We start from the raw sequence: 25008 nt of genomic DNA, 5'->3' as shown, positions 1-25008 counted from the left end.
ATAGCGGTCCTGCTGCTCGTCGGATGCCAGCTCGAGCAGGGGCACCACGCCGAAGCCCAGCGTGGCCAGCGCCGGCGATGATCCAGGTGTGGACGATGTTCGGCCTGGGCGGTGAGCGTCCGACCGACGATCCCATGGGCCCCCTCATGGAACTGTTCGACGACGCAGGCTATGTCGGCGTGGTCGCCACCAACTGCGAACAGACTTACCACCGGTATCTGCGGCCGGGCGAGCACGTGACCGTCCACTCCGAAATGCGCGACGTGGTCGGCCCCAAACAGACGGCGCTCGGTGAGGGCTGGTTCATCAACCAGCACATCACCTGGCGCGTCGGCGATGAGGACGTCGCCGAGATGGCGTGGCGGATACTCAAATTCAAGCCTCGCGAGACTGCCGCGACCCCGTCTTCGGTGCCGGAGGATCTGGACGCCGACGCGATGATGCGCCCCGCGGTATCGCGCGACACCGCCTTCTTCTGGGAAGGCGTGGCGGCGCACGAGTTGCGTATTCAGCGGCGGCCCGACGGCAGCCTGCAGCACCCGCCGGTGCCGGCGGTGTGGCAGGACAAAGAGCAGCCGATCGACTACGTGGTGGCAGGTGGTACGGGCACGGTGTACAGCTTCGTGGTGCACCATGCGCCGAAGGTGCCCGGGCGCACGCTGCCATTCGTCATCGCGCTGGTGGAACTCGAAGAGGGTGTCCGCATGCTGGGCGAGCTGCGCGGGGTGGACCCCGCCGCGGTGAAGATCGGAATGCCCGTCCGGGCAACCTATATCGACTTTCCCGCCGGGGAGTCCGGCCCCGAATGGACCCTGTACGCATGGGAGCCCCAAGCATGAGCACACCCGCCATCGAAGTGGGTACGAAGCTGCCCGAGCTCAAGATCGAAGGCACCCCCACGTTCATCATCTCGACGGCCATCGCCACCCGCGATTTCCAGGACGTGCACCACGACCGGGATCTGGCGCAGGCCAAGGGATCCAAGGACATCTTCGTCAACATCCTCACCGACACCGGCCTGGTGCAGCGCTTCCTGACCGACTGGGCGGGGCCGACGGCGTTGATCAAATCGATTGGGCTGCGGCTGGGCGTGCCGTGGTACGCCTATGACACGACTACCTTCTCCGGTGAAGTGACGGCGGTGGAGGACGGGCTGATCACGGTGAAGGTGGTCGGCCGCAACAGCCTTGGCGATCATGTCATCGCTACCGCCACGCTCACGATTGGGGACGCCTAATGCTGTCGGGTAAGGCCGCCATCGTTGGCATTGGCGCTACCGACTTCTCGAAGAATTCCGGCCGAAGCGAGCTGCGGCTGGCGGCCGAGGCGGTCCTCGATGCGTTGGACGACGCCGGATTGAGCCCGTCCGACGTCGACGGGCTCACGACGTTCACGATGGACAGCAACAACGAGACCGCCGTGGCACGGGCGACCGGCATCGGTGACCTGAGGTTCTTCGCCCAGACGGGCTACGGCGGGGGTGCCGCGTGCGGGACCGTCGCGCATGCCGCGGCGGCCATCGCGACCGGACTGGCGGACGTCGTGGTGGCCTACCGGGCGTTCAACGAACGTTCCGGCCAGCGCTTCGGGCAGGTGCAGACCCGGCTGGTGGGAAATGCCGGCGTACAGGCCGATTCGACCGCGGCGGACAATTCGTTCTCTTACCCGCACGGGCTGTCGACGCCGGCCGCGCAGGTCGCGATGATCGCGCAGCGATACATGCACTGGTCGGGCGCGACTAGCCGCGACTTCGGTGCGGTCTCGGTGGCGGACCGCAAGCACGCCGCCAAGAACCCCAAGGCGTACTTCTACGAGAAGCCGATAACCATTGAGGACCACCAGAATTCGCGGTGGATCGCCGAGCCGCTGCGGCTGCTGGACTGCTGCCAGGAGACCGACGGTGCGGTGGCCCTCGTCGTGACGTCGGTGGAGCGCGCGCGTGACCTCAAGCAGCGGCCGGCCGTCATCGAGGCGGCGGCCCAGGGCGCCAGTCCCGACCAGTACACGATGGTCAGCTACTACCGCGCCGAACTCGGTCTGCCTGAGATGGGCGTGGTGGGCCGGCAGCTCTGGCAGCAATCCGGGCTCAAGCCGACCGACATCCAGACCGCCATCCTGTACGACCACTTCACTCCCTTCACCCTGATTCAGTTGGAGGAGTTGGGATTCTGCGGTCGCGGCGAGGCGAAGGACTTCATCGCCGACGGCGCCATCGAGGTGGGCGGCCGGCTGCCGATCAACACCCACGGCGGTCAACTCGGCGAGGCTTACATCCACGGCATGAACGGCATCGCGGAGGGTGTGCGGCAATTGCGGGGGACATCGGTCAACCCGGTGCCCGACGTCGAGCACGTCCTCGTCACGGCGGGTACCGGCGTACCCACGTCGGGCCTGATCCTGGGCTAGCTTTGCCGCCGAGTGTGCGGCTAGCCGCACGTTCGGCTGTAAGCCACTACGCGCGTGCGACAACCGGGAAGACGGTCTCCATTCCGCGCCGGCCCTTGATCTCTACCTGCTCGGACTCGCCCCATACGTATTGCGCTTGGGCGGCAGCGTGAACGCTGGTGCTGACCATCACGGCCGGGCGGCCGGCCCGCCCGGCGATGCCGGCCAGTCGGAACGCCACGTTGGTCGCGTCGCCAATCACGGCCGTGACGGTTCTCGTCATTGCGGCGATCGCGGCGCGGCCCTGCACCACCCCCCAGCCCATGCGGATCGGCGAGCCGTCCGGGCTACGCAGCGGGAGTGTGGGCCCGAGCTCCTCGACCCTCCGGTTCGCGGCGAGCGCGAAGTCGATCGCGAGCTCGTTGGCCTTTGGAATTGTCCGCAGCTCCCAGACGGCATACAGTGCATCGCCGGCGTAATGGTTGAGTGTGCCGCGGTGGGCACGCAGCACCTGGTTTAGCTCGTGCCACAGATAGTTCAGGCTCTGGGCGATCACCCGGTTGTCGGTGACCTCGGAGATCGTCGAGTAGTTGGTGATATCGCCGACCACCATGACCATGGTCTCCTCGGCGATCCGGGTCAGGGTCGGGCTGGTGTTGGTCAATCCCGCGGCATTGAACCGGTCTGACCGGAAGATCAGCACCACGTCGCCGATCGAGATCTGGTCGTCGGGCTTGATGGCGACCTGCACGGCGCGCTCCAGCGGCATGCCGTTGAGCAACGTTCCGTTGGTGCTGGTGTCGATGAGGTAAGCCCGGTCGGTGGCGACGTCCAAACGGATCTCGAGGTGGTTGCGGGAGATGTTCGGGTCCGGGATGACCAGTCGGCGCGCTTCGTCGATGCCCGCGCATTGACGGCCGACGAAGAGTTGATCGAAGATCGGCACGATCTTCTCGCCGCCGTTCAAGTGCATGACCAGATTGGCCTGCGGCTTGTCCAACCAATCGGAGCGCATGGGCTAGCGACCTCGCCGCACTCGAACGGCCGGGTGTACGAGCGAGACCCGTCGTTGTCTGCCCCGCCCGCCCTGACCACCCTGTGCGCACACTAAGCGTCTGCCATCTGAAGATGCTGAGCTGTTAGCTGGTAATCGTATCCGACGCTCAGCGAACAAGCGCCGGTTGCGCTTCGAGAGCCGCCCGGGCCGCTTTCCGCCCGGCCTCGAGGGCGGCGTCGATGTTTTTGAAGTCCAACGGGCCGATCGCCGAGACGTCCGGCTCGATGATCGCCGTGACTCGGGGAAGCTCGCGCAGGTTCCACTTGGGGGCCGCGAGTTCGACGCTGCGAAGCAACGTGTCTTGTAGTGGTGGTAGGGCCACGTCCGTGCCCGTCACGAGCCGCCTGACGAACGCGGGAGGCTGAAGCTTTGCCGGCAGTATGCCAAAGCCCTTCGACGGCACCCACGTTGTGCGCAGATCGACGCATATCACTTCGCCGTCCGGGTCGGCGCACATCACGTCGGCCGGCAGGATGTTCATCAGTCCGCCGTCGACGAGGAGCCGCTCGCGATGTTGCACCGGCGGCAACAGGCCGGGTATCGAGATCGATGCGCGCACCGCGACCCACAGCAGCCCGCGGCGATGGATGATCTGATCGCCGGTGATGATGTCGGTGGAGACGGAGAAGAACTCCCTCGGCAGATGCTCGATCAGGGTCTTGCTGCCGAAAAATCCCTCTATCAGACGGTCGACACGGCGACCTCGCGTGAGGGCTATCGCGGGGATCGTGTAGTCGCTGACCGGCCTGGTCTCCGCAACGTATTTCCGTGCCGCCGCGGTGCAATCCCGCGCGTCCAGCCCCAGCGCGAAGGTGGCGGCGGCGAGGGCACCCGAACTGGTTCCGCCGAACCGGTCGATGACGACGCCCGCGCGCGTGAGCTCTTCGTAGACGCCGTAATGCGCGAGGCCCCGAGCGCCCCCACCGCCGAGCACGAGACCGAGGGAGCGCCCGGCGATTCGGCGGGCCAGAGCGGCGATGCCGTCGTCGTCGGCGGGGTGATGCGAGACCGGCTCCAGCAGATCCCACCAGCTTGGGTCCGGCACGACGCCGCAAGTCACCAGGTGGACCGGCCCTTGTGTCAGGGGTGGTTCGAGCGCTTCCGGCGGGCGGGTCTGATCGGCAAGCACCACGACCCGGTCGCTTTGCGCGGTGACATACCGTCGCCAGCTGTCGCCCGAGCCCCGATCGGCCACCAGCAAGACCCAATCGTTGCTTCGCTCGACGCGGTCGAGGGTCTCGCTGAACGCTTCGACGAGCTCGCCGTAATGATTGGCCGCGGCCGTTGTTTCGGCGGGCGGAGCGACGACGGCGGCTTGTCCGTGCGATCTCAAGCGAGTCGCGATCGCGTCGACGATCGGCATCGCGACCGCATCCCCGGTCGACACCAGGCCGACGACGCGGCGGCCGCGAGAGACGGTGGCGGCGCGTGACTCGCGAAGCATCACCGCCATCGCCCGGAACATCGCCGTTTGCAGTTGCGGCGCCTTGGCGAGCACCTCGCTGAACGTGTCAGCGGCGATCCTCCAGACGACGCCGTCCCGAAGGGCTCGTACCCCGGCCGAGCGAGCGGCGCCGGTGATCACACCCAAGTCTCCGATCGAGTCGCCGGACGCCATCTCACGAAGCACCTGTCCGTCGAGGCCGATGGCCGCGAATCGCCCCGAGGCGATTACGTAGATGGCGTCCGACGGGTCGCCCAACTGAAAGAGCCACTCGTTGGCGGGGACGTGCTGGCGACCTACGGTCTTCGTGAGCAGGTCGAGTTGTTCGTCGTCGATCTCGGCGAATATCGGAATGCTTCGCAGTGCGGTTCGCTCGTCGGCCGCACGCGGTTCGGGCGACTGCCCTTCAGCGACCATGCAAGGACGAAAGCACATTGCGCCGGTTAGCGGTAGTCCGCACGACGTGAAGGCGCTACGCGGGGACCAGCTCGACGCCGCTCAGCACGACGGCGTTGTCGCGCGACGGCGCGACAACGGTGGCCACGTAACGGCCGTTCTCCTTCCAGATGCCCACCTTGAGGGTTTCCCCGGGGTAGGCCACGCCGGCGAACCGCGCGCCGTAGGCCGCCACCGCCCCGGCGTCGCCGTCCAGCAGCGCATCGGTGATCGCCTTGCAGGTCATGCCGTAGGTGCACAGGCCGTGCAGGATCGGCCTGGGAAAGCCTGCGGCAGCGGCGAATTCGGGATCGGAGTGCAGCGGGTTGCGGTCGCCGCACAGCCGGTACAGCAACGCCTGCTGCGGCAGGATCGGCACGTCGACCTCCAGGTCGGGGGCCCGGTCCGGCGCGGCGTCGGACGATGACGGCCCACGCTCACCGCCGAAGCCGCCCTCGCCGCGGGCGAAGATCGAGCGCCGCTGCGTCCATAGCAGCGTGCCGTCCGGGGCGCTGACCGTCGTCTCGCTCCAGATCACCGCGGCCTTGCCCTTGTCCCAGATATCGGTGAACCGGGTGACGGCCTTGGCCGAGCCCGACGGCGGCAGCGGCCCGGGCACCTCGACCCGCTCGCTGGCGTGCAACACCTTGGCCAGCTCGATGTCGATGCCGGGGAACTGCACCGTCGGCGGCTTGGTCATGTGAAAGGTGGCGGCGACGTTGCCGAACGTCGGCAGCACCTGCGGGGTGTCGTCCACCAGATAGCGCAGCTCGCGGGGATCCATCGGGTCCGAGCCGGCGCCCAACCCCAGGTGGTAGAGCTGGATATCGCTGCTGACCCAAGAGAATTCGATGGGATCCAGCTCGGCGTTCAGCGCGACGTCGACATCGATCGGCATCTCAGTTGGCCTCTGCTAAGTGCAGCGCGGCCAGGTAGCCAAAAGTCATCGCCGGCCCGATGGTGCCGCCCGGGCCGGGGTAGGTGTGGCCCATCACCGGCGCGCTCACATTGCCTGCGGCGTAAAGGCCTTCGATGACGCTGCCGTCGTCGCGCAGTGCCCGGCCGTGCACGTCGGTGCGGATGCCGCCCTTGGTGCCGAGGTCCCCGGGCACCATCTTGGCGGCGTAGAAGGGCGCATGGCTGATCTCACCGAGGTTGGCGTTCGGCTTGTTGGTGGGGTCGCCGTAGTAGCGGTCGTAGGCGCTCTCCCCGCGGTGGTAGTCCTCGTCGACGCCCGACCGCGCGAAACCGTTGAAACGCGCGACGGTGGCGGTGAAATCGGACACCGGAAGACCGGCCTTCTCGGCCAGCTGCTCGAGGGTGTCGGCCTGGATGATCACACCCGAATCCAGCCACTTGCGTGGGATGCGTTGGCCCGGTTGCAGTCCCGCGAAAATGTAGCGGTCGCGGTACTGCTGATCGAACACCAGCCATGCCGGGATGTTCTCGCCCGGTCCGGGTCCCTGGCCAAATTCCCCGCCGTACATGTGGTGGCAGGCCTCGACGTACGGCATCGACTCATTCATGAATCGCTTGCCCGACATGTTGACGATGATCGACCCCGGCGAGTTGCGCTCTGACAACGCGAACCACGGCGCGCCAACCAGCGGCACTGTCGGACCCCACCAGGCGTCCTCCATCAGATCCAATGCGGCGCCGAGCTTTTCGCCCGCGAGGATGCCGTCGCCGGTGTTGGCCTTGGCCCCGACTGTCCATTCGGTGGTGATGGGGGCGCGTTGGTATTTCACCCGCATCTGCTCGTTGTGCTCGAACCCGCCGCTGGCCAAGATCACGCCGCGCCGGGCCCGGAGCAGTTGTGGATCAACGGAATCCGATGCGGTGGTATCGCGAACGTACACCCCGCGCACCACCCCGTCCTCGACGTAGAGGTCGGTGAGCGCCGTATTGAGCAGCACCGGAACGCCGGCGCGCTGCAAGCCGATGCGCAGCGGCCCGATCAGCGCCCGGCCCATGCCGACCAGGTTCTTGCCGGTCGCTTTGGCCCACATCGTGCGCGCGCCCACCTTCAAGCTGCGCGCCACACCCCGCGGATGCCGCTTGAGCTGATTGAGCCGCACGTAGTCCTGTTGCATCACAACGACGTTGAGCGGCACCTTGCCGTACGCGGGCTCCAGCCCCGCCTCGTCGGCGCCGAGCTTGCGGGCGTTGAACGGCTTGGGCTCGATCGAGCGCCCGCCGGCGCGGCCGCCGGGCGCCTCGGGGTAGTAGTCGGAATAGCGCGGCACCCAGCACATCTTCAGGGGCGTGTGCTTCAGCACAAAGGACAGCATTTCCGGACCGCGCTCGAGGTAGGTGTCGATGCGCTCCGGCGCCACGATGTCGCCGATGATCCCGTGCAGGTACGTCCGGGCCGCTTCGGGCGTGTCCTTCACCCCGTCGCGCTTGAGCACCTCGTTGTTCGGAATCCACACTCCGCCCCCGGACCGCGCGGTGGAGCCGCCGAAATGCGGGGCCTTCTCGATGACTACTGTCGAAAGGCCTCGGTGCGCGGCGGCAAGGGCGGCCACCATGCCGGCTCCGCCGCTCCCGACCACGACGACGTCGTACTCCTGCGATGTCATGTAGAACACGTTATAGAATTGCCCGGGTTGGGCGCTACCGGCCCGGTCACGAGAACGAGGGGACTTCGGTAAATGCTCAGTGTTGCGATCCGCGACGAGCTGGCCGCCGACCTGGCGCAAGCCGAGCGCAGCCGCGAGCCCATCGCCCCGTTGACCGCGGCGTACCCGGACATCGACGTCGTCGACGCATACGAGATTCAGCTGATCAACATCCGCCAGCGCGTGGCCGAGGGCGCCCGGGTGCTGGGCCACAAAGTCGGGCTGTCCAGCAAGGCCATGCAGCAGATGATGGGGGTCGACGAGCCGGACTACGGCCACCTGCTCGACGAGATGCAGGTGTTCGAGGACACCCCGGTCAAGGCGGGCCGCTACCTGTACCCCCGGGTCGAGGTCGAGGTGGGTTTCATCCTGTCCGACGACCTGCCCGGCGCCGGCTGCACCGAGGACGACGTGCTGGCGGCCACCGAGGCCCTGGTCCCGTCGATCGAGCTGATCGACACACGCATCACCGACTGGAAGATCGCGCTGTGCGACACCATCGCCGACAACGCATCGTCGGCGGGTTTCGTGCTGGGGGAGGCGAGGGTGTCGCCCGCCGACATCGACGTCAAGGCGATCGACGCGGTGCTGACCCGCAACGGCGAGGTGATCGCCGAGGGCCGCAGCGACGCCGTGCTGGGCAACCCCGTCACCGCGGTCGCGTGGTTGTCCCGCAAGGTGGAAAGCTTCGGGGTGCGGCTGCGAAAAGGTGACATCGTGTTACCGGGATCGTGCACGCGAGCGATAGATGCACGCGCGGGAGATGAATTCGTCGCCGACTTCACGGGATTGGGTTCCGTGCGGTTGTCCTTTGAATAGCGCCGGAATAGCTTTGAATTAGTCCAGAAAACGAGGAGCATCATGCCGTCCAAGGCGAGTGTTGCCATTGTCGGGTCGGGAAACATCAGCACCGACCTGCTCTACAAGCTTCTCCGGTCGGACTGGCTGGAACCTCGCTGGATGGTGGGCATCGACCCGGAAAGCGAAGGCTTGGCGAGGGCCCGCAAACTCGGCTTGGAGACGACCCACGAGGGGGTCGACTGGTTGCTGGCGCAGCCGGAGAAACCCGACCTGGTGTTCGAGGCGACCAGCGCCTACGTACACCGGGATGCGGCGCCGAAATACTCAGCCGCCGGCATCCGGGCCATCGACCTGACCCCGGCCGCGGTGGGCCCGGCGGTGATCCCGCCGGCGAACCTGCGTGAGCATCTGGACGCGCCCAACGTCAACATGATCACCTGCGGCGGGCAGGCGACCATCCCGATCGTCTACGCCGTCAGTCGCGCGTTGGTCGAAAAAGGGGGGGTTCCCTACGCGGAAATCGTGGCGTCGGTGGCCTCGGTCTCCGCGGGACCGGGCACACGCGCCAACATCGACGAGTTCACCAAGACCACCAGCAAGGGCGTCGAGACGATCGGCGGCGCCAGGCGCGGCAAGGCGATCATCATCCTGAACCCAGCCGACCCGCCAATGATCATGCGCGACACCATCTTCTGCGCCATTCCCGAGGATGCCGACCGCGACGCCATCGCCAAGTCCATCCATGACGTCGTCGCCGAGGTGCAGACGTACGTGCCCGGATACCGGCTGCTCAACGAGCCCCAGTTCGACGACCCGTCGCTCAACTCCGGCGGTCAGGCCGTGGTCACCACGTTCGTCGAGGTCGAGGGCGCCGGGGACTACCTGCCGCCGTACGCGGGCAACCTCGACATCATGACCGCCGCGGCGACCAAGGTCGGCGAGGAGATCGCGAAGGAGTCCTTGACCGCATCGGCGGGAGGAGCGCAGGCATGACTACCGATATTTTCTTCAACCCGATCTGGGACGTGCGGATGACGGACACGTCCCTGCGCGACGGGTCGCACCACAAGCGCCACCAATTCACCAAGGACGAGGTCGGGGCCATCGTTGCCGCGCTGGACGCCGCGGGAGTGCCCGTGATCGAGGTGACCCACGGCGACGGGCTGGGCGGCTCGAGCTTCAACTACGGGTTCTCCAAGACGCCCGAGCAGGAGCTGATCAAGCTCGCGGCCGAGACTGCCAAAGAGGCCAAGATCGCGTTCCTGATGCTGCCCGGGGTGGGCACCAAAGAGGACATCAAGGAGGCACAGGACAACGGCGGCTCGATCTGCCGGATCGCCACGCACTGCACCGAGGCCGACGTATCGATCCAGCACTTCGGGCTGGCCCGCGAGCTGGGCCTGGAAACCGTCGGCTTTCTGATGATGTCCCACACCATCCCGCCGGAGAAGCTGGCGGCCCAAGCGCGCATCATGGCCGACGCCGGATGTCAGTGCGTCTACGTGGTCGACTCGGCCGGGGCGCTGGTCCTCGAGGGCGTGCGCGACCGGGTGGCGGCACTGGTCGCCGAGTTGGGCGACGACGCCCAGGTCGGTTTCCACGGCCACGAGAACCTCGGCCTCGGCGTGGCCAACTCGGTGGAGGCCGTCCGTGCCGGGGCGAAACAGATCGACGGCTCCTGCCGCCGGTTCGGCGCCGGTGCGGGCAACGCGCCGGTCGAGGCCCTGATCGGGGTGTTCGACAAGATCGGCGTTAAGACCGGCATTGACTTCTTCGACATCGCCGACGCCGCCGAGGACGTCGTCCGTCCCGCCATGCCTGCCGAATGCGTGCTCGACCGAAACGCCCTGATCATGGGGTATTCGGGTGTCTACTCGAGCTTCCTCAAGCACGCCGTCCGCCAGGCCGAGCGCTACGGCGTGCCCGCGGCGGCGCTGCTGCACCGGGCCGGTCAGCGCAAGCTCATCGGCGGCCAGGAGGACCAACTCATCGACATCGCGCTGGAAATCAAGCGCGAGCAAGACAGCGGCGCGGTCGTCACGCATTAGGCGTCTCGCCGGCGCCGTCCGTGTCGATTCGGCCTAGAATTCTTTGAAAACGGCGGAAGGCACCGATCCTCCGCCGGCCTTGACCTAGCGTTGTTCTATCGACTGCATGCGCGAGGGGTTTGGATGAGTTTTTTCACGTTGCCGCCGGAGATCAACTCGCTCCTGATGTACGCGGGTGCGGGTTCGGCTCCGATGTTGGAGGCAGCGGCGGCCTGGAACGGTCTGGCATCTGAGTTGTCGTCCGCCGCCCAGTCGTTTGCTTCGGTGACGTCGACACTGGCCGGCCAGGCGTGGCAGGGCGCGGCCGCGCAGGCGATGGCCGCGGCGGCGGCGCCGTACGCCGGGTGGTTGAATGCGGCGGCCGCGCAGGCGGCCGGGGCGGCTGCCCAGGCCCAGGCCGTCGTCAGCGCGTTCGAGTCCGCGCTTGCGGCGACGGTGCATCCCTTGCAGGTGGAGGCCAACCGCAACGGCCTGGTCCAGTTGGTGATGAGCAACCTGTTCGGGCAGAACTGGCCCGCGATCGCGGAGACCGAGTTCAATTACATGGAGATGTGGGCCCAGGACGTGACGGCGATGGTGGGCTACCACGGCGGCGCCTCGGCCGCGGCCGGCCAGTTGCTCTCGGGGCAGGCGAGTCTGCCGCCGATTCCGAGCCTGCCCGGGCTGGGCGGCATCGGCGCCGGCGCCTCGGGCCCGGCGGGTGGAACCGCCACCGCCGGCACGGGCGGTGCGGCCGCGGCCAGCTCGGGTGGCGGAGGCGGCGGTGCGGGCGGCGTGGCCGCGGGTGGCGCCCGTGCCGGCGGCGGCGGAGGAGGCGACACTGCCGGTAGCGCGGTCGCTGCCGGAGGTGCGGACAGCGGTTACGCGAGTGGTGTCGGCGCCGCCGATCCCAACGCCGGCGCCGTAGCCACCGGCGGCAGCTACATCGGAACCGGAGACCCAGGCGCGGCGAACGCCGCTGCCGTGAGTGGCGGTGGTGGCGGCTCTGCCCCAGGCATGGGCATGTTCGGGGCCGGTGGCATGGGCGCGATGATGATGGCGTCCGCCGCGATGGGGGCGTCGAACTCGTCGACCACGCCGTCGGCGCAGCAGGTTCCGCCGGTCAAGGTGGCGGAGGAAACGGCGCCCGCTGCGCCTCCAGTCGAGGAAGCGGTGGCCCCGGAAGTCGAGGAAGCGATTCCGGTGGCTGCAACACCTCTCGGGACGACACAGGCCGCGGCCGGGCCGGCCGCGGAGATCTCGGCGGTCGAACCCAAGGCCGCGGGAGCACGGGAGGCATCGGAGGCGGAGCGCGAGCGAGTGGCGCTGGCGCTCGACGATGTACCGGAAGCCGAGGCGCGGGCCAACTAACCTTTGGCCCGGATCGGTAGCCGTCGCCGCGGGTAGTGTTGATCGCGACGTCTCTGGCAAAGGAGCGATCCGATGACCGTGAAAACTCTCAGCCCCCTTCGGCGCGGACTCTGCGGCGTGGTTGCCGCCGGTCTGCTGAGCGTCCCTGTGTTCGCGATGCCGCTGGCCGGCGCCGATCCCCAATGCGATCAGACCGTTGGTCAATCCATCGACTCGTACCTGACCCGCCACCCGGACGTGAAGCAGCAGTTGCAGGCCAGGTCCCAGGCCGAGGGTAGCGGCGGCAACGTCATCGACTACCTGAATCGGCATCCCGATGTTCGGCAGCATCTGATCGACCTGTCGCAGCAGTGCGTGCCCTAGTGAGCGGGTGTCGTCTCGAAACGCGGTCAGCGACGCGCGGGAACGTTCGCCATTGACTAAAAAGTAGAACACGTTCTAGGTTTAGGCGTGTTCTCTGATCCCCTTACCTCCGCGATCGCCGAAGCCGAGCAGCTGGTGGCTGCCGCGCCGTTCATCGAGACCGAAGCCGACCTGCTGGAAGGCCTGCAATATCTGGCCGGCTGCATCGCGGGATGTACGCATCTCGCCTTCGATTACGAGCGCGACCATCCGTTCCTGCAGTCGGGCACCGGGCCGTTCACCAAGATGGGCCTGGACAACCCCGACACCCTCTACTTCGGCACCCGGGTACAGGCCAACCACGACTACGTCGTGACCGGCAGGCGCGGGACCACCACCGACCTCAGTTTTCAGCTGCTCGGCGGCGAATACACCGACGACAACGTGCCCGCCAGCCAGGCCGCCTTCGACGACCGCGAGCTCGACATCGCCACGGACGGCAGCTTTGAATGGCGAGTGCGCCCAAACGGCCCCGGGCAGTTGGTGATTCGCGAGGTATACGGGGACTGGTCGGCCCAGCGCGGCACGCTCACCATTTCCCGGCTGGACACCGCGGGCACCGCGCCGCCGCCGCTTACCCGCCAGACGATCGAAAAGCGTTACGCCACAGCGGCTAAGCAACTGGTCAACAGGGTGAAGACCTGGTTGGAGTTTCCGAAGTGGTTCTACCTGGACATCCCGGTCAACACCATGGTCCCGCCCAGGCTGACACCCGGGGGGCTGGCCACGCAGTACTCGTCGGTCGGACATTTCGACCTGAACCCCGACCAGGCGCTGGTGATCACGATCCCCGTTTCGGACGCCCCCTATCTCGGCTTCCAGCTCGGCAGCATGTGGTACATCTCGCTGGACTACATCAACCACCAGACCTCGCTCAACAACACTCAGGCCCAAGCGGATCCGGACGGCAAGGTCCGCATCGTCGTCGCCGACCAGAACCCCGGCGTGACCAACTGGGTGGAAACACTCGGGCACCGGCGTGGCTTCTTGCAGTTCCGCTGGCAACGAGTGTCGCGTGAGCTGACCGACGCCGACGGTCCCACCGTCGAGCTGGTCGACTTCGACGCCGTACCCGGCGCGTTGCCGTATTTTGAGCACAACAAGATCTCCGAGGACCAGTGGCGCGAGCGAATCACGTTGCGCCAGCAGCAAATCGCGGCAAGGATGCTGGGGTGACAATGTCAGGAATGCTCGAGGGGAAGGTCGTCGTCATCAGCGGCGTCGGGCCGGGGCTCGGTACCACGCTGGCGCACCGGTGTGCGCGTGACGGTGCCGACCTGGTGCTGGCGGCGCGCTCCCTCGACCGGCTGGAGGCCGTCGCCAAGCAGATCAACGACACCGGGCGCAAGGCGTTGGCGGTGCGCGCCGACATCACCGACGACGAGGAGGTGGGCTACCTCGTCGAGACCACAATGGGCACCTACGGCAAGGTGGACGTGCTGATCAACAACGCGTTCCGCGTCCCGTCGATGAAACCGTTGGCCGGCACGTCGTTTCAGCACATCCGCGACGCGATCGAGCTGAGCGCGCTGGGGGCGCTACGCCTCATCCAGGCCTTCACGCCCGCCCTCGAGGAGTCGTCGGGATCCGTCGTGAACGTCAACTCCATGGTGCTGCGGCACTCCCAGGCGAAGTACGGCGCCTACAAGATGGCCAAGTCGGCCCTGCTGGCCATGTCGCAGTCGCTGGCCACCGAACTTGGGGAGAAGGGGATCCGCGTCAATTCCGTTGCTCCTGGCTATATCTGGGGCGACACATTGCAGAGCTACTTCGAGCATCAAGCCGGCAAGTACGGCACCACGGTGGACCAGATCTACCAGGCCACCGCGGCGAATTCCGACCTCAAGCGGCTGCCCACCGAGGATGAAGTGGCCTCGGCGATCCTTTTCCTGGCCAGCAACCTGTCCAGCGGCATCACCGGACAGACCCTGGACGTCAACTGCGGGGAGTACCACACCTGATGACCCAACGGACCAACGTCGGCACCGTCGAGGACCTGCAAGCGTCGGCGACCAAGCTGTGCGGGCTCGACGACTTCGGCGTCGACGACGACAACTACCGCGAGGCGTTGGGCGTGCTGTTGGACTCCTATCAGCGTGACGCGGGCCTTACTGAGTTGGGCAGCAAGATGAATCGGTTCTTCTTGCGCGGCGCGCTGGTGGCCCGGTTGTTCGCCGAGTCGGCATGGAAGCAGTACCCGCAGTACGTCGACGTGGCCATCGACCGGCCGATCTTCGTGACCGGCCTGCCGCGCACCGGAACCACGATCTTGCACCGCCTGCTGGGCGCCGACCCGGTCCACCAGGGCCTGCACCTGTGGCTGGCCGAGTTTCCCCAGCCGCGGCCGCCCCGCGACACCTGGGACGAAAACCCCTGGTACAGCGCGCTGAATGCCCAGTTCGAAAAGGCTCACTCGGAGAACCCGGAGTACACCGGCCTGCACTTCATGGCCGCCTACGAGCTGGAGGAGTGCTGGCAGCTACTGCGGCAGTCGCTGCATTCGGTGTCATACGAAACGCTGTCGCACCTCCCCACCTATTCGCGCTGGCTGTCCGGGCAGGACTGGACGCCGTCATACCAGCGGCACCGCCGCAACCTTCAACTGATCGGCCTGAATGACATCGAAAAGCGTTGGGTTCTAAAGAATCCCAGCCATCTGTTTGCGCTCGACGCGCTGATGGCGACCTATCCCGATGCCCTGGTGATACAGACTCACCGGCCGGTGGAAACGATCCTGGCGTCGATGTGCTCGTTGGCGCAGCACACCGCCGAGGGCTGGTCGACGACCTTCTCCGGCGCCCAGATCGGTGCTGACAACATGGAAACCTGGTCGCGCGGTCTGCGGCTGTTCAACACCGCGCGCGCCAAATACGATCCGGCCCAGTTCTACGACGTCGACTACCACGACTTGATCGCCGACCCGCTCGGGACGGTCGCCAACGTATACCGGCACTTCGCTATCCCGCTGACCGATGAGGCGCGAAAGGCCATGGAGGACAGCCACGCCGAGAGTCAGACCGGCGCCCGGGCTCCCAAGCATCAGTACTCCCTGGCTGATTACGGGCTGACCGTCGAAGAGGTCAAGGAGCGGTTCGCGGGGCTGTAGCCCGCGAGTTGCTCGCGTCGGTCACGGCTGCCACACCAGCCTCTGCGCCGGGCGGCATCCAACGCGCCCGCCTCACAGCGACAATCGGTTAGCCGGTGACGTTGTCGCTATGAGGCGGGCACAACGAGTGCCCCGGACAGAGGCCCGTGTGGCGAATGTGACTGCGCGCGGGGAGGTTAGTCCGAATCGTCGGAGTGGTCGAGGTAGCCCTCCGCGGCGGCATGCTCGATGCTGTCGCTCAGCTTCGGGCAGGCCCGCGCACGCGCGGTGTCGCCTCCGGATTCGCGAATCTCGGTGAAGTACGCGCAACGCTGCGCGGCCTGGGTGTTCCACTGCACCGCGGTGTGACCCGGGCCCAGCCTCTTGACCGTGACCGTGACGTGGCAGAACCGGCAATCCACCGGCAGCAGCCCCGACGTGAGATAGCGCTCACGATCAGCGCGGCTGGCTTCGGCGACCGCGGCGGCGCGTTGCGGGTCGTCGGCGAAATCCCTTGATTTCGACCAGGGTCCCGTCCCACCGTTTGGCGCGGGCGGTTCGTCGTGATCGTGATGATCGCCGTGCAGCAGCAGCATCGACCGGGCGAGCCGATCGACGTCGGGCACTGCCGGCTGGTCCTCGGGCATGGTCTCAGTGCCGCTCGGCGGGTACGCCTTCGGATTGGGATTCGGATTCCCTTGCCTTCAAGTTCTCCTCGACTTCGACGTTCCAGTGTTCGATGGCGCGGGTGGTGTCGATCTCAATCTCGAAGCGCTCCACCATTTCCGGCGTGATGTCGGCGACGTCGACGTAGAACTGCTGGTACCAGCGGCGCAGCTGGTAGACGGCGCCGTCCTCCTCGACGAGCAGGGGGTTGTCGATCCTGGTCTTGTGCTGCCAGATCTCGACGTCCTGCAGGAAGCCCTTGCTGACCCCTTCGGTGAAGACCCGCGAGAGCTTGTCGGTCATCTTTTCGTCCATGCCCTTGGGCTTTTCGACGATGACGCCCCACTGCAACACGAACGAGTTCTGGGTGACCGGGTAGTGGCAGTTGATCAGGATCGACTCGGCCTTGTAGCCGCCGTAGCTGTTGTGCAGCCAGTTGATCATGAACGACGGCCCGAAGTAGGAGGCCTCCGAATCCAGGTGTGCCTCACCGTAAGACGTCCCCAGGTCGTCGACGTCGGGCCGGCCCACGTTGTGCAGGTACTGCGAGGCGATGTGGCCCTCGAAGACGTTCTTGAAGTACGTCGGCAGCCCGAAATGGATGTAGAAGAAGTGCGCCATGTCGGTGACGTTGTCGATGATGTCGCGGCAGTTGGATCCCTCGATGAGGATGCGGTTCCAACGCCATTCGGTCCATTCGTCGCTGTGCGCCTCGGGGATCTCGGGGATCCTGACAGCGGGGTCTGGCGGATTGCCCTCGTGGTCGTGCCAGACGAACAGCAGGCCGCCGCGCACGTCGGTCGTCCACGAGCGTGTGCGCGCGGTCTTGGGTGTGCGCTTCGCGTAAGGCACCAGCTTGCAGCGGCCGTCGCCACCCCAGCGCCAGTCGTGGAACGGGCAGGCGACCTCGTCGCCCTTGATGGTGCCCTCGGACAGGTCGCCGCCCATGTGCCGGCAGTAGCCGTCGAGCACCTTCAAATCCCCGTGCGAGTCGGCGAAGACCACCAGTTTGGTGCCGAATGCCTGCACGGAGTGCGGCTTGCCGTCGCGGAACTCCTCTGCGACGCCTAGGCAGTGCCAGCCCCGGGCATATCTCGTCGGCAAGGCGCCGGGGTCGATTTCCCGGATGCCGACCGCCTTGGTGTCGGTAGTCACCAGTCACCTCCAGTGGTCTCTAACTAGAACACGTTACAGTTTTTCGGTCGGCATGCGCAACGACGGCGGGTCTGGCCACGTGATATTCACGCTGCGGTATATGTAAACGATGCCGCTGTATTCTTTCGAGGGCCGCTCGCCGCGCGTCGATCCGACCGCGTTCGTGGCCCCGACCGCGACCCTGATCGGTGACGTCACCGTCGAGGCGGGCGCGTCGGTCTGGTTCAACTCCGTGCTGCGCGGCGACTACGGGCCGATCGTGGTGCGGGAAGGCGCCAACGTTCAGGACGGGTCAGTGTTGCATGCCCCGCCCGGCATCCCGGTGGACATCGGACCGGGCGCGACGGTGGCGCACATGTGCCTTATCCACGGCGTGCACGTCGGCAAGGAGGCGCTGATCGCCAACCACGCCACCGTTCTGGACGGCGCGGTGATCGGCGCGCGGAGCCTGATCGCCGCCGGGTCACTGGTGCTGGCGGGCACCCAGATTCCGGCCGGGATGCTGGCGGTCGGCGCGCCGGCGCAGGTGAAGGGCCCGGTCGCCGGGACGGGCGCGGAGATGTGGGTCAACATCAACCCGCAGGCCTACCGCGATCTGGCGCAACGGCACCTGGCCGGGCTGGAGCCGATCTAGACCTTTTTGGTGTTCGCGATGGCGCGGTCCATCTCCCAGTACGCGCGCAGGGCGACCATCTGGCCCTCGTCGTTGGCCTTGTAGGTGAAGACGCCCTCCGCGGTGGTCTGGTAGTCGCCCGTGGTGATGACGATGTGCCCGACGTTGGCTTCCTCGTTGCCGCATTGGTAGGTGTCGCGGAAGAAGAACTCGATCTTGGTGGTAGGCGCGATGGTGTTGTCCCAGAAGGCCTCGATCGCGTCGCGACCGCGGTGCCCCTTGCCTTCGGGGTCGAGGGGCGACGGCCCGATGGGGTCCTCGACGATCGCGTCGTCGGCGAACACCGCCAGCCACGCCTCCTTGTCCCTGGCGATGACCGCCTCGCGGGAGCGTCGCCCGGCCTCGTGAGCCGGGTGTTCGGTCATGCCGGGACCTTTTCGGGCTTGTCGGCGCCGACGACCCACATGGAGTAGTACTGCGAACCGCCACCGTAGGCGTGGCCCAACGCCTTTCGTGCGCCCGGAACCTGGTGATCGCCGCCCTTGCCCATCACCTGGATCGCGGCCTCCGCGAAGCGAATCAGGCCCGACGCCCCGATGGGGTTCGACGACAGCACGCCGCCCGACGGGTTCACCGGAAGCCGGCCGCCGATCTTGGTCTCGCCCGCCTCGGTGAGCTTCCAGCCTTCGCCCTCGGGGGCAAACCCGAGGTTTTCCAACCACATCGGCTCGAACCAGGAGAAGGGCACGTAGATCTCGGCCGCGTCGATCTCGTCGATCGGGCTGGTGATGCCGGCCGCCTTCCACAGCGCCGCGGCCGCGTCACGCCCTGCCTGCGGGCTGACCTGGTCGCGTCCGGAGAACTGCAGCGGCTCGGTGCGCAGGGCGGTCGCGTGGATCCAGGCCACCGGTTGCCCTTGCGCCACACGGGCTTCGGCGGCCTCCTCGTTGCCGATGACGACCGCCGCCGCGCCGTCGGAGGACGGGCAGGTCTCGTCGTAGCGGATCGGGTCCCACAGCATGGGGGACTCCATCACCTTCTCGACGGTGATGTCGGGCTGGTGCAGATGGGCCAGCGGGTTGCGCGCCCCGTTGAGCCGGTCCTTCACCGCGACTATGGCACCGATGTTCAGTGGTGCCCCCGAACGGCGGATGTAGGACCGCACGTGGGGGGCGAAGTATCCGCCCGCGCCGGCTCCGACCGGCTTGATGAAGGGGATCGGAATCGACAACGCCCACATGGCATTCGATTCCGATTGCTTTTCCCAGGCCATCGCCAGGACGCGGCGGTACTTTCCGGATTGCACCAGGCTGGCGGCGACGACGGCGGTGGACCCACCGACCGAACCCGCGGTGTGCACCCGGATCATCGGCTTGCCGGTGGCGCCCATGGCGTCGGCCATGAACAGTTCGGGCATCATGACGCCCTCGAAGAAGTCCGGAGCCTTGCCGACCACGACGGCGTCGATGTCGTCGAAGGTCGAACCGGAGTCTTCCAGTGCGCGGTCGATCGCCTCGCGCACCAGGCCGTTCATCGAGACGTCTTTGCGCTTGGCAACGTACTTCGTCTGCCCGGTACCGAGTACCGCGGCAAGGTGTGCCCCTGCACCGGCCATCAGTTCTTTCCTTCCATGACCGCGACCAGGTTCTGTTGCAGGGCGGGCCCGCTGGTGGCGTGCGCCAGCACCCGCTCCGCCGAACCGTTCCAGATGTGTTGTGCGGCGAAGCCGATTCGTTCCAGCCCGGCGACGAACATGGGGTTGGCCGCCAGTGCCCCGCCGGACGGGTTGACCTTCGTCGTGCCGGCAAGCCCAATGGCTTCGGCCAGAATCAGGTGCTGGTGGGTGAATGGCGCATGAATCTCGGCGATGTCAACCGAGGTGTTGCCGCCGCTGGCCGCCTTGGCCGAAACCGCCGTCGATGGAGACTGCGTCAGGTCGCGAGCACCCAGGACGGGCGTTTCGATGCGATGCTCGATTCCCGTTATCCAGGCGGGGTTTTCGCGAAGTTCGCGCGCTCGTCCGTCAGCAGCGAGCACGATGGCCGCGGCGCCGTCGGTGATGGGCGCGATGTCGTGCCGGCGCAGCGGGTCGTTGAAGAACGGCCGGGCAAGCAGTTCGTCGATGCTCTTGGCTGGTTTTACCGAGTCATTGCGGTCGGCGTACGCAAACGAGTCGAGGGCGACTTGGGCCATCTGTTCGGGCGTCCACTTACCGGTGTCGAGCCCGATGCGGGCCTGCAGGCCGGCCATCGACACCGAGTCCGGCCACAACGGTGCCACGGTGTATGGGTCGGTCTGCCGCGACAGGATCTGCCGCAGGATCCCCGCCGACGACTTGCCGAAGCCGTACACCAGGGCGGTGTCGACCTCACCGGTCAGGATCTTGATGTAGGCCTCGTACAGCGCCCACGCCGCGTCCATCTCGACGTGCGACTCGTTGATCGGGGGAACGGCGCCAATCGAGTCGATCGCCGAGATGAACGAAAACGCCCGCCCGGCAAGGTAATCGGACGATCCCGAGCACCAGAACCCGATGTCGGACTTGGTGATGCCCAGCTCCTCGTAGAGCTGGGCGAAGCACGGCATCAACATCTCGACGCCGTTGGTGGTGCCGTCGGTGCGACGGACGTGCGGGGCGTGCGCGAAGCCGACGACCGCAACGTTGCGAGCGCTCATGTGCAGCTGGGTCCTTTACAGGTGGTGCTTGTAGGTGTCGTACTCGGCGTCGGGTTCACCGGTCGGCCGGAAGTACTCGATGTTGTCGATGCCGAATCCCCACTCGTCGCGGGGTTTCCACACCGCCTCGACGCGCATGCCCATCCGCACCTCGTGCGCGTCAATGTCGGCGACCAGATGCAGGAACGGAATGTCGGCGCCGTCGAGCAGCACGTAGGCGGCCACGTAGGGCGGCTTGATGCGCTGGCCCTGGAACGGAATGTTGATGATCGCGAACGTCGTCACCGTGCCCTTGTCGGGCAGCTCGACGAAGTCGGTGGTCGGCAGGCCGGTGGCCGGATCCGCGCCGTGCGGCGGGAAATACACCTTCCCGTTCTGGCCAGTTTTGGCGCCCAGCAGCTTGCCCTCCGCGATGGCGCGCAGGTAAGCGCTCTCCTCGTGCGACGCGCTGTGCTGAATGGTCAGCGAGACCGGCGTGACGATCATGGTGACGGGGTCCTGATCGCTGGCGGGACCTTCCGGTTCGGCCTCCTCACCCAGCGCGAAGTAGGCGATATCGGTGATCGCGCCCACCGTCTCGTCGGCCCAGTGCGCGTGCACTCGGGCGCCGGTGCGGATCTTGTCGGGTTCGCCGGCATCGACGGCGTGCATCAGCGGGGTGTCCGCGCCGTCGAGCTTGATCAGCGCCCACGCGAAGGGCCGGTCCAGCGGCTGGCCCTCGATCGGCTCGGGCTGCCACGTCCAGGACACGACGGTGCCGACGCTCGACACCGGTACCATCTCGCCCAGCGGCTCGTAGGTAACCGGGTCATATTCCGCCGGCGGCACATGCACCCGGCCATCCGATCCGCGCACCCCGAGGATGCGGCGGTCACGCAACGCGGTGAAGAACTTGCTCAGCGTGGCGCCCACCGAACGGGTGTAGTCGAATGACAACGTCAGTGGCGCGGAGAGCGGTGGCTCAGGGTGATCCATCAAGGTCGGGCTGCTCGAACTGGCTGTCACGCCATCGAGTAGAACAGGTTCTAAGAATCGTTTCAACATCGGGTCAGGAGAGGCACTCATCATGAAGCTGGGGTTGCAGCTGGGGTATTGGGGCGCCCAACCGCCGGAGAACCACGCGGAGCTCGTCGCCGCCGCCGAGGAGGCTGCATTCGACGCCGTCTTCACCGCCGAGGCGTGGGGATCGGACGCCTATACGCCTCTGGCCTGGTACGGCTCGTCGACGTCGCGGGTGCGACTGGGCACGTCGGTGGTGCAGCTGTCGGCGCGGACGCCGACGGCCTGCGCGATGGCCGCCCTGACCCTCGACCACCTGTCCGGGGGCCGGCACATCCTGGGCCTGGGCGTGTCCGGCCCACAGGTAGTGGAGGGCTGGTACGGCCAGTCCTTCCCGAAACCGCTGGCCCGCACCCGGGAATACATCGACATCCTGCGGCAGGTATGGGCCCGGGAGGCGCCGGTGACCAGTTCCGGGCCGCACTACCCGCTGCCGTTGACGCGCGAGGGGACAACGGGTCTGGGCAAGCCTTTGAAGCCCATCACCCATCCGCTGCGGGCCGACATCCCGATCATGCTGGGCGCCGAGGGCCCCAAGAACGTGGCGCTGGCCGCCGAGATCTGCGACGGCTGGCTGCCGATCTTCTACACCCCGCGGCTGGCCGACATGTACAACGAATGGCTCGACGAGGGCTTCGCCCGTCCCGGTGCCCGTCGCAGCCGGGAGGACTTCGAGATCTGCGCGACGGCCACCATCGTCATCACCGACGACCGCAGCGGCGCCTTCGCGGCCATGAAGCCCTATTTGGCGCTGTACATGGGCGGCATGGGCGCCGAGGACACCAACTTCCATGCCGACGTCTACCGCCGGATGGGCTACGCCGAGGTCGTCGACGACGTCACCAAGCTCTTCCGCAGCAACCAGAAGGACAAGGCCGCCGAGATCATCCCCGACGAGCTGGTCGACGACGCCGCGATCGTCGGCGACATCGACTACGTCCGTAAGCAGGTGAAGGTATGGGAGGCCGCCGGTGTCACCATGATGGTGGTCAACGGCCGCAATGCCGAGCAGATCAGCGAGCTTGCTACCTTGGTCTAGCCCGGTATTGCCGTCCGAATAGAACGCGTTCTAGATTGGCCCGATGACAGCCTCGCAACACACGATCGCCGGCACCGTGCTCACGATGCCGGTGCGGATCCGCCGGGCAAATCAGCACATGGCGATGTTCTCGGTGGATGCCGACGCCGCGCAACGCCTGATCGACTACAGCGGCCTGCAGGTCTGCCGTTACCTGCCGGGCCGCACGGTTGTCGTGCTGATGCTGATGCACTACATCGACGGTGACCTCGGCCAGTACTACGAATTCGGCACCAGCGTGATGGTCAACCCGCCGGGCTCTGTGGCCAGCGGACCGCGTGCGCTGCAGTCGGCCGGCGCCTTCATCCACCACCTGCCCGTCGACCAGCCGTTCACGCTGGAGGCGGGGACCAAGATCTGGGGTTACCCGAAAGTCATGGCGGACTTCACCGTTCGCGAGGGCCGTGATTTCGGATTCGACTGCGCGATAGACGGGCAACTGGTGATCGACATGGAATTCCGTCGGGGCCTGCCGTTTTCGCTGACCCCGCGCCAGCAGGCGCAGCGCACCTACTCGCACCGCGACGGCGTCACCCGGGAAACCTCCTTCGAACACACGCTGGACGGCGTGCGCACCCGATTCGGCGGGGTGCGCGTCCGGCTGGGCGATCACCCCTACGCGAAAGAGCTGGCGTCGCTGGGCCTTCCGAAGCGTGCGATGCTGTCAAGCTCGGTCGACAATGTACAGATGACCTTCGGCGATGCTCAGGAGATCTCATGACAGTGACTTCCACGACCAGACCCGATGTTGACCTGACCGACGGCACCTTCTACGCCGGTGACTCGCACGCCGTCTACCGCTGGATGCGGGAGAACGAGCCGGTCTTCCGGGACCGCAATGGGCTGGCCGCCGCGTCGACGTACCAAGCCGTCATCGATGCCGAGCGCAACCCCGAGTTGTTCTCGAACGCCGGCGGCATCCGGCCCGACCAAGACGGCGTCGAGATGATGATCGAGATGGACGATCCGCAACATCTGTTGCGCCGCAAGCTCGTCAACTCCGGCTTCACCCGCAAGCGCGTGAAAGACCAGGAGTCCAAGATCCTTTCGCTGTGCGACACGCTGATCGACGCGGTGTGCGAACGCGGCGAGTGCGACTTCGTCTGGGACCTCGCCGCGCCGTTGCCGATGGCGGTCATCGGCGACATGCTGGGTGTGCTGCCGGAGGAACGCGCGATGTTCCTCAAGTGGTCCGACGAGTTGGTCGGCGCGTTGAGCAGCACCGCGGCCGAAGCCGACATCCAGGTCACCATGGACGCCTTCGCCGCCTACAGCGAATACATGATGGGAATGATCGCGGCCCGCAAGGCAGAGCCGACCGACGATCTCGTCAGCGTCCTGGTGCACGCGGAGGTCGAGGGGTCACGCCTGGAGGACCACCAGATCGTCACCGAGGTTCTGCTGCTGCTGATCGGCGGCGACGAGACCACGCGGCATACGTTGAGCGGGGGTACGAGGCAGCTGCTGTTGCATCCCGATCAGCACCGGCGGTTGGTCGACGATCTGAGCCTGCTGCCCAACGCGATAGAAGAGATGCTGCGCTGGACCGCGCCGGTGAAGAACATGGCCCGCACCATCACCGCCGACACCGAATTCCACGGCACGGCGCTGCGCCAGGGCGAAAAGATGATCCTGTTGTTCGAGTCGGCCAACTTCGACGAGAAGGTCTTCGAGGAGCCGGAGAGCTTCAACATCGAGCGCTACCCGAACAACCACCTGGCGTTCGGCTTCGGGACGCACTTCTGCCTGGGCAATCAGCTCGCGCGGCTGGAGTTGTCGATCATGCAGACGCGGCTGCTGCAGCGCCTGCCCGACTTGCGGCTGGCGTCGGACGCGGCGCTGCCGTTGCGCCCGGCGAACTTCGTCTCCGGCCTGGAGAAGATGCCGGTGGCGTTCACGCCGAGCGCGCCGCTGGGCTAAGCATCGGTTTGCGCCTGGCGCGAGCCTTAGTCGCATCAGCACCATCGGCCTCTGGCGGAAAGCACCATCCGTTGTGCCCGCCTCCGAGCGACAACGCGTCGGTACGGGGGTGTGAGCGCGCAACCTGAAAGCGTCTGTCGCTCACTGGTGGACAGTGTGTCGGTCGGTGGTTTCTGAATGGGTTGCTTTCACGATGATGTGTCGGTAGCCCCG

At 66.6% G+C, this 25008-nt stretch carries 24 protein-coding genes and 2 pseudogenes; 15 read left to right on the top strand and 11 right to left on the bottom strand.

All coding sequences use genetic code 11. The features are described from left to right. A pseudogene (locus A5706_RS34375) lies at positions 1-78 on the bottom strand (hypothetical protein); the annotation flags it as partial. Between A5706_RS34375 and A5706_RS17755 the strand changes: the two are divergent. The 3 genes and pseudogenes from A5706_RS17755 to A5706_RS17745 all read left to right on the top strand — a co-directional run. Further along, positions 72-839: pseudogene (locus tag A5706_RS17755) on the top strand (Zn-ribbon domain-containing OB-fold protein); the annotation flags it as partial. The pseudogenes A5706_RS34375 and A5706_RS17755 sit on opposite strands and share 7 nt — an antisense overlap. Continuing rightward, on the top strand, positions 836-1237 hold the full coding sequence (locus A5706_RS17750) for a MaoC family dehydratase (RefSeq protein ID WP_068133042.1): 402 nt from the start codon (positions 836-838) through the stop codon (positions 1235-1237). The pseudogene A5706_RS17755 and the gene A5706_RS17750, both read left to right, overlap by 4 nt. Continuing rightward, entirely contained in the window at positions 1237-2406 is a 1170-nt protein-coding gene (locus A5706_RS17745; RefSeq protein WP_068133039.1) for a lipid-transfer protein, read from the top strand. Before A5706_RS17750 ends, A5706_RS17745 begins: the two co-directional genes overlap by 1 nt. A gap of 46 nt (positions 2407-2452) precedes the next feature. Here the strand turns inward: A5706_RS17745 and A5706_RS17740 are convergent, their stop codons facing one another. The 4 genes from A5706_RS17740 to kstD all read right to left on the bottom strand — a co-directional run bounded on the left by A5706_RS17740 (position 2453) and on the right by kstD (position 7903). Beyond that, positions 2453-3400: an adenylate/guanylate cyclase domain-containing protein gene (locus A5706_RS17740; RefSeq protein ID WP_068133037.1), complete on the bottom strand. Its 948-nt coding sequence runs from the start codon at positions 3398-3400 to the stop codon at positions 2453-2455. A gap of 148 nt (positions 3401-3548) precedes the next feature. Continuing rightward, entirely contained in the window at positions 3549-5303 is a 1755-nt protein-coding gene (locus A5706_RS17735; RefSeq protein WP_068133034.1) for a patatin-like phospholipase family protein, read from the bottom strand. A gap of 55 nt (positions 5304-5358) precedes the next feature. Then, positions 5359-6219 (bottom strand): MaoC family dehydratase, encoded by an 861-nt coding sequence (locus tag A5706_RS17730; RefSeq protein ID WP_068133032.1) that lies wholly within the window; start codon positions 6217-6219, stop codon positions 5359-5361. Position 6220: 1 nt separating this feature from the next. Then, complete coding sequence (gene kstD / locus A5706_RS17725) at positions 6221-7903, bottom strand: 3-oxosteroid 1-dehydrogenase (protein WP_068133048.1); 1683 nt, start codon at positions 7901-7903, stop codon at positions 6221-6223. A gap of 72 nt (positions 7904-7975) precedes the next feature. Between kstD and A5706_RS17720 the strand changes: the two genes are divergently transcribed. The 8 genes from A5706_RS17720 (at position 7976) to A5706_RS17685 (ending at position 15649) form a co-directional block, all read left to right on the top strand. Continuing rightward, a complete protein-coding gene (locus A5706_RS17720) occupies positions 7976-8761 on the top strand; it encodes a 2-keto-4-pentenoate hydratase (protein ID WP_068133030.1) in 786 nt (261 codons plus the stop codon). A gap of 42 nt (positions 8762-8803) precedes the next feature. Beyond that, positions 8804-9736: an acetaldehyde dehydrogenase (acetylating) gene (locus A5706_RS17715; protein ID WP_068133028.1), complete on the top strand. Its 933-nt coding sequence runs from the start codon at positions 8804-8806 to the stop codon at positions 9734-9736. Beyond that, positions 9733-10791, top strand: a complete 1059-nt coding sequence (gene dmpG / locus A5706_RS17710; RefSeq protein ID WP_068133026.1) for a 4-hydroxy-2-oxovalerate aldolase — start codon at positions 9733-9735, stop codon at positions 10789-10791. Before A5706_RS17715 ends, dmpG begins: the two co-directional genes overlap by 4 nt. A 123-nt stretch (positions 10792-10914) precedes the next feature. After that, positions 10915-12141, top strand: a complete 1227-nt coding sequence (locus A5706_RS17705; RefSeq protein WP_068133023.1) for a PPE family protein — start codon at positions 10915-10917, stop codon at positions 12139-12141. Between the two features lie 72 nt (positions 12142-12213). After that, positions 12214-12504 (top strand): hypothetical protein, encoded by a 291-nt coding sequence (locus A5706_RS17700; protein ID WP_068133020.1) that lies wholly within the window; start codon positions 12214-12216, stop codon positions 12502-12504. Positions 12505-12591: 87 nt separating this feature from the next. Next, positions 12592-13719: a hypothetical protein gene (locus tag A5706_RS17695; protein ID WP_068133018.1), complete on the top strand. Its 1128-nt coding sequence runs from the start codon at positions 12592-12594 to the stop codon at positions 13717-13719. A 2-nt stretch (positions 13720-13721) separates the two neighbouring features. Beyond that, positions 13722-14504 carry an SDR family oxidoreductase gene (locus A5706_RS17690; protein ID WP_068133016.1) on the top strand — a complete coding sequence of 261 codons (783 nt, stop codon included), beginning with the start codon at positions 13722-13724 and terminating at the stop codon, positions 14502-14504. Next, positions 14504-15649, top strand: coding sequence for a sulfotransferase (locus A5706_RS17685; protein WP_068133013.1), 1146 nt, complete (start codon positions 14504-14506; stop codon positions 15647-15649). The genes A5706_RS17690 and A5706_RS17685 overlap by 1 nt, the downstream gene beginning before the upstream one ends. A 176-nt stretch (positions 15650-15825) precedes the next feature. On the opposite strand, the gene A5706_RS17680 is transcribed toward A5706_RS17685, so the two are convergent. Both A5706_RS17680 and A5706_RS17675 read right to left on the bottom strand, forming a co-directional pair. Next, positions 15826-16275 carry a hypothetical protein gene (locus A5706_RS17680; protein WP_068133010.1) on the bottom strand — a complete coding sequence of 150 codons (450 nt, stop codon included), beginning with the start codon at positions 16273-16275 and terminating at the stop codon, positions 15826-15828. A gap of 4 nt (positions 16276-16279) precedes the next feature. Beyond that, positions 16280-17449, bottom strand: coding sequence for a Rieske 2Fe-2S domain-containing protein (locus A5706_RS17675; RefSeq protein WP_068133008.1), 1170 nt, complete (start codon positions 17447-17449; stop codon positions 16280-16282). A gap of 109 nt (positions 17450-17558) precedes the next feature. On the opposite strand from A5706_RS17675, the gene A5706_RS17670 reads away from it, so the two are divergent. Continuing rightward, positions 17559-18083, top strand: coding sequence for a gamma carbonic anhydrase family protein (locus A5706_RS17670; protein ID WP_068133004.1), 525 nt, complete (start codon positions 17559-17561; stop codon positions 18081-18083). On the opposite strand, the gene A5706_RS17665 is transcribed toward A5706_RS17670, so the two are convergent. The 4 genes from A5706_RS17665 to A5706_RS17650 are packed head-to-tail and all read right to left on the bottom strand — an operon-like array spanning position 18080 to position 21743. Beyond that, positions 18080-18487, bottom strand: a complete 408-nt coding sequence (locus A5706_RS17665) for a nuclear transport factor 2 family protein (RefSeq protein ID WP_068133002.1) — start codon at positions 18485-18487, stop codon at positions 18080-18082. The genes A5706_RS17670 and A5706_RS17665 overlap by 4 nt on opposite strands. Beyond that, the gene (locus A5706_RS17660) at positions 18484-19677 is read right to left on the bottom strand and encodes a thiolase domain-containing protein (RefSeq protein WP_068132999.1); all 1194 of its coding nucleotides are present in this window, start codon (positions 19675-19677) and stop codon (positions 18484-18486) included. The genes A5706_RS17665 and A5706_RS17660 overlap by 4 nt, the downstream gene beginning before the upstream one ends. Next, positions 19677-20738 (bottom strand): thiolase domain-containing protein, encoded by a 1062-nt coding sequence (locus A5706_RS17655; protein WP_068132995.1) that lies wholly within the window; start codon positions 20736-20738, stop codon positions 19677-19679. Before A5706_RS17655 ends, A5706_RS17660 begins: the two co-directional genes overlap by 1 nt. Positions 20739-20753: 15 nt before the next feature. Beyond that, a complete protein-coding gene (locus A5706_RS17650; RefSeq protein WP_197517875.1) occupies positions 20754-21743 on the bottom strand; it encodes a Zn-ribbon domain-containing OB-fold protein in 990 nt (329 codons plus the stop codon). Between the two features lie 61 nt (positions 21744-21804). Between A5706_RS17650 and A5706_RS17645 the strand changes: the two genes are divergently transcribed. Genes A5706_RS17645 through A5706_RS17635 form a run of 3 tightly spaced genes read left to right on the top strand, consistent with a single transcriptional unit; the run spans position 21805 to position 24795 of the window. Continuing rightward, positions 21805-22836: an LLM class F420-dependent oxidoreductase gene (locus A5706_RS17645; RefSeq protein ID WP_068132988.1), complete on the top strand. Its 1032-nt coding sequence runs from the start codon at positions 21805-21807 to the stop codon at positions 22834-22836. A gap of 43 nt (positions 22837-22879) precedes the next feature. Next, positions 22880-23596 (top strand): acetoacetate decarboxylase family protein, encoded by a 717-nt coding sequence (locus A5706_RS17640; RefSeq protein WP_068132986.1) that lies wholly within the window; start codon positions 22880-22882, stop codon positions 23594-23596. After that, positions 23593-24795, top strand: a complete 1203-nt coding sequence (locus A5706_RS17635) for a cytochrome P450 (RefSeq protein WP_068132983.1) — start codon at positions 23593-23595, stop codon at positions 24793-24795. The genes A5706_RS17640 and A5706_RS17635 overlap by 4 nt, the downstream gene beginning before the upstream one ends. The last annotated feature ends 213 nt before the right edge of the window (positions 24796-25008 follow it).

The organism is Mycobacterium sp. E796, from assembly GCF_001672815.1.
Lineage (GTDB): Bacteria > Actinomycetota > Actinomycetes > Mycobacteriales > Mycobacteriaceae > Mycobacterium.
This window is presented reverse-complemented; position numbering and strand designations above follow the sequence as displayed.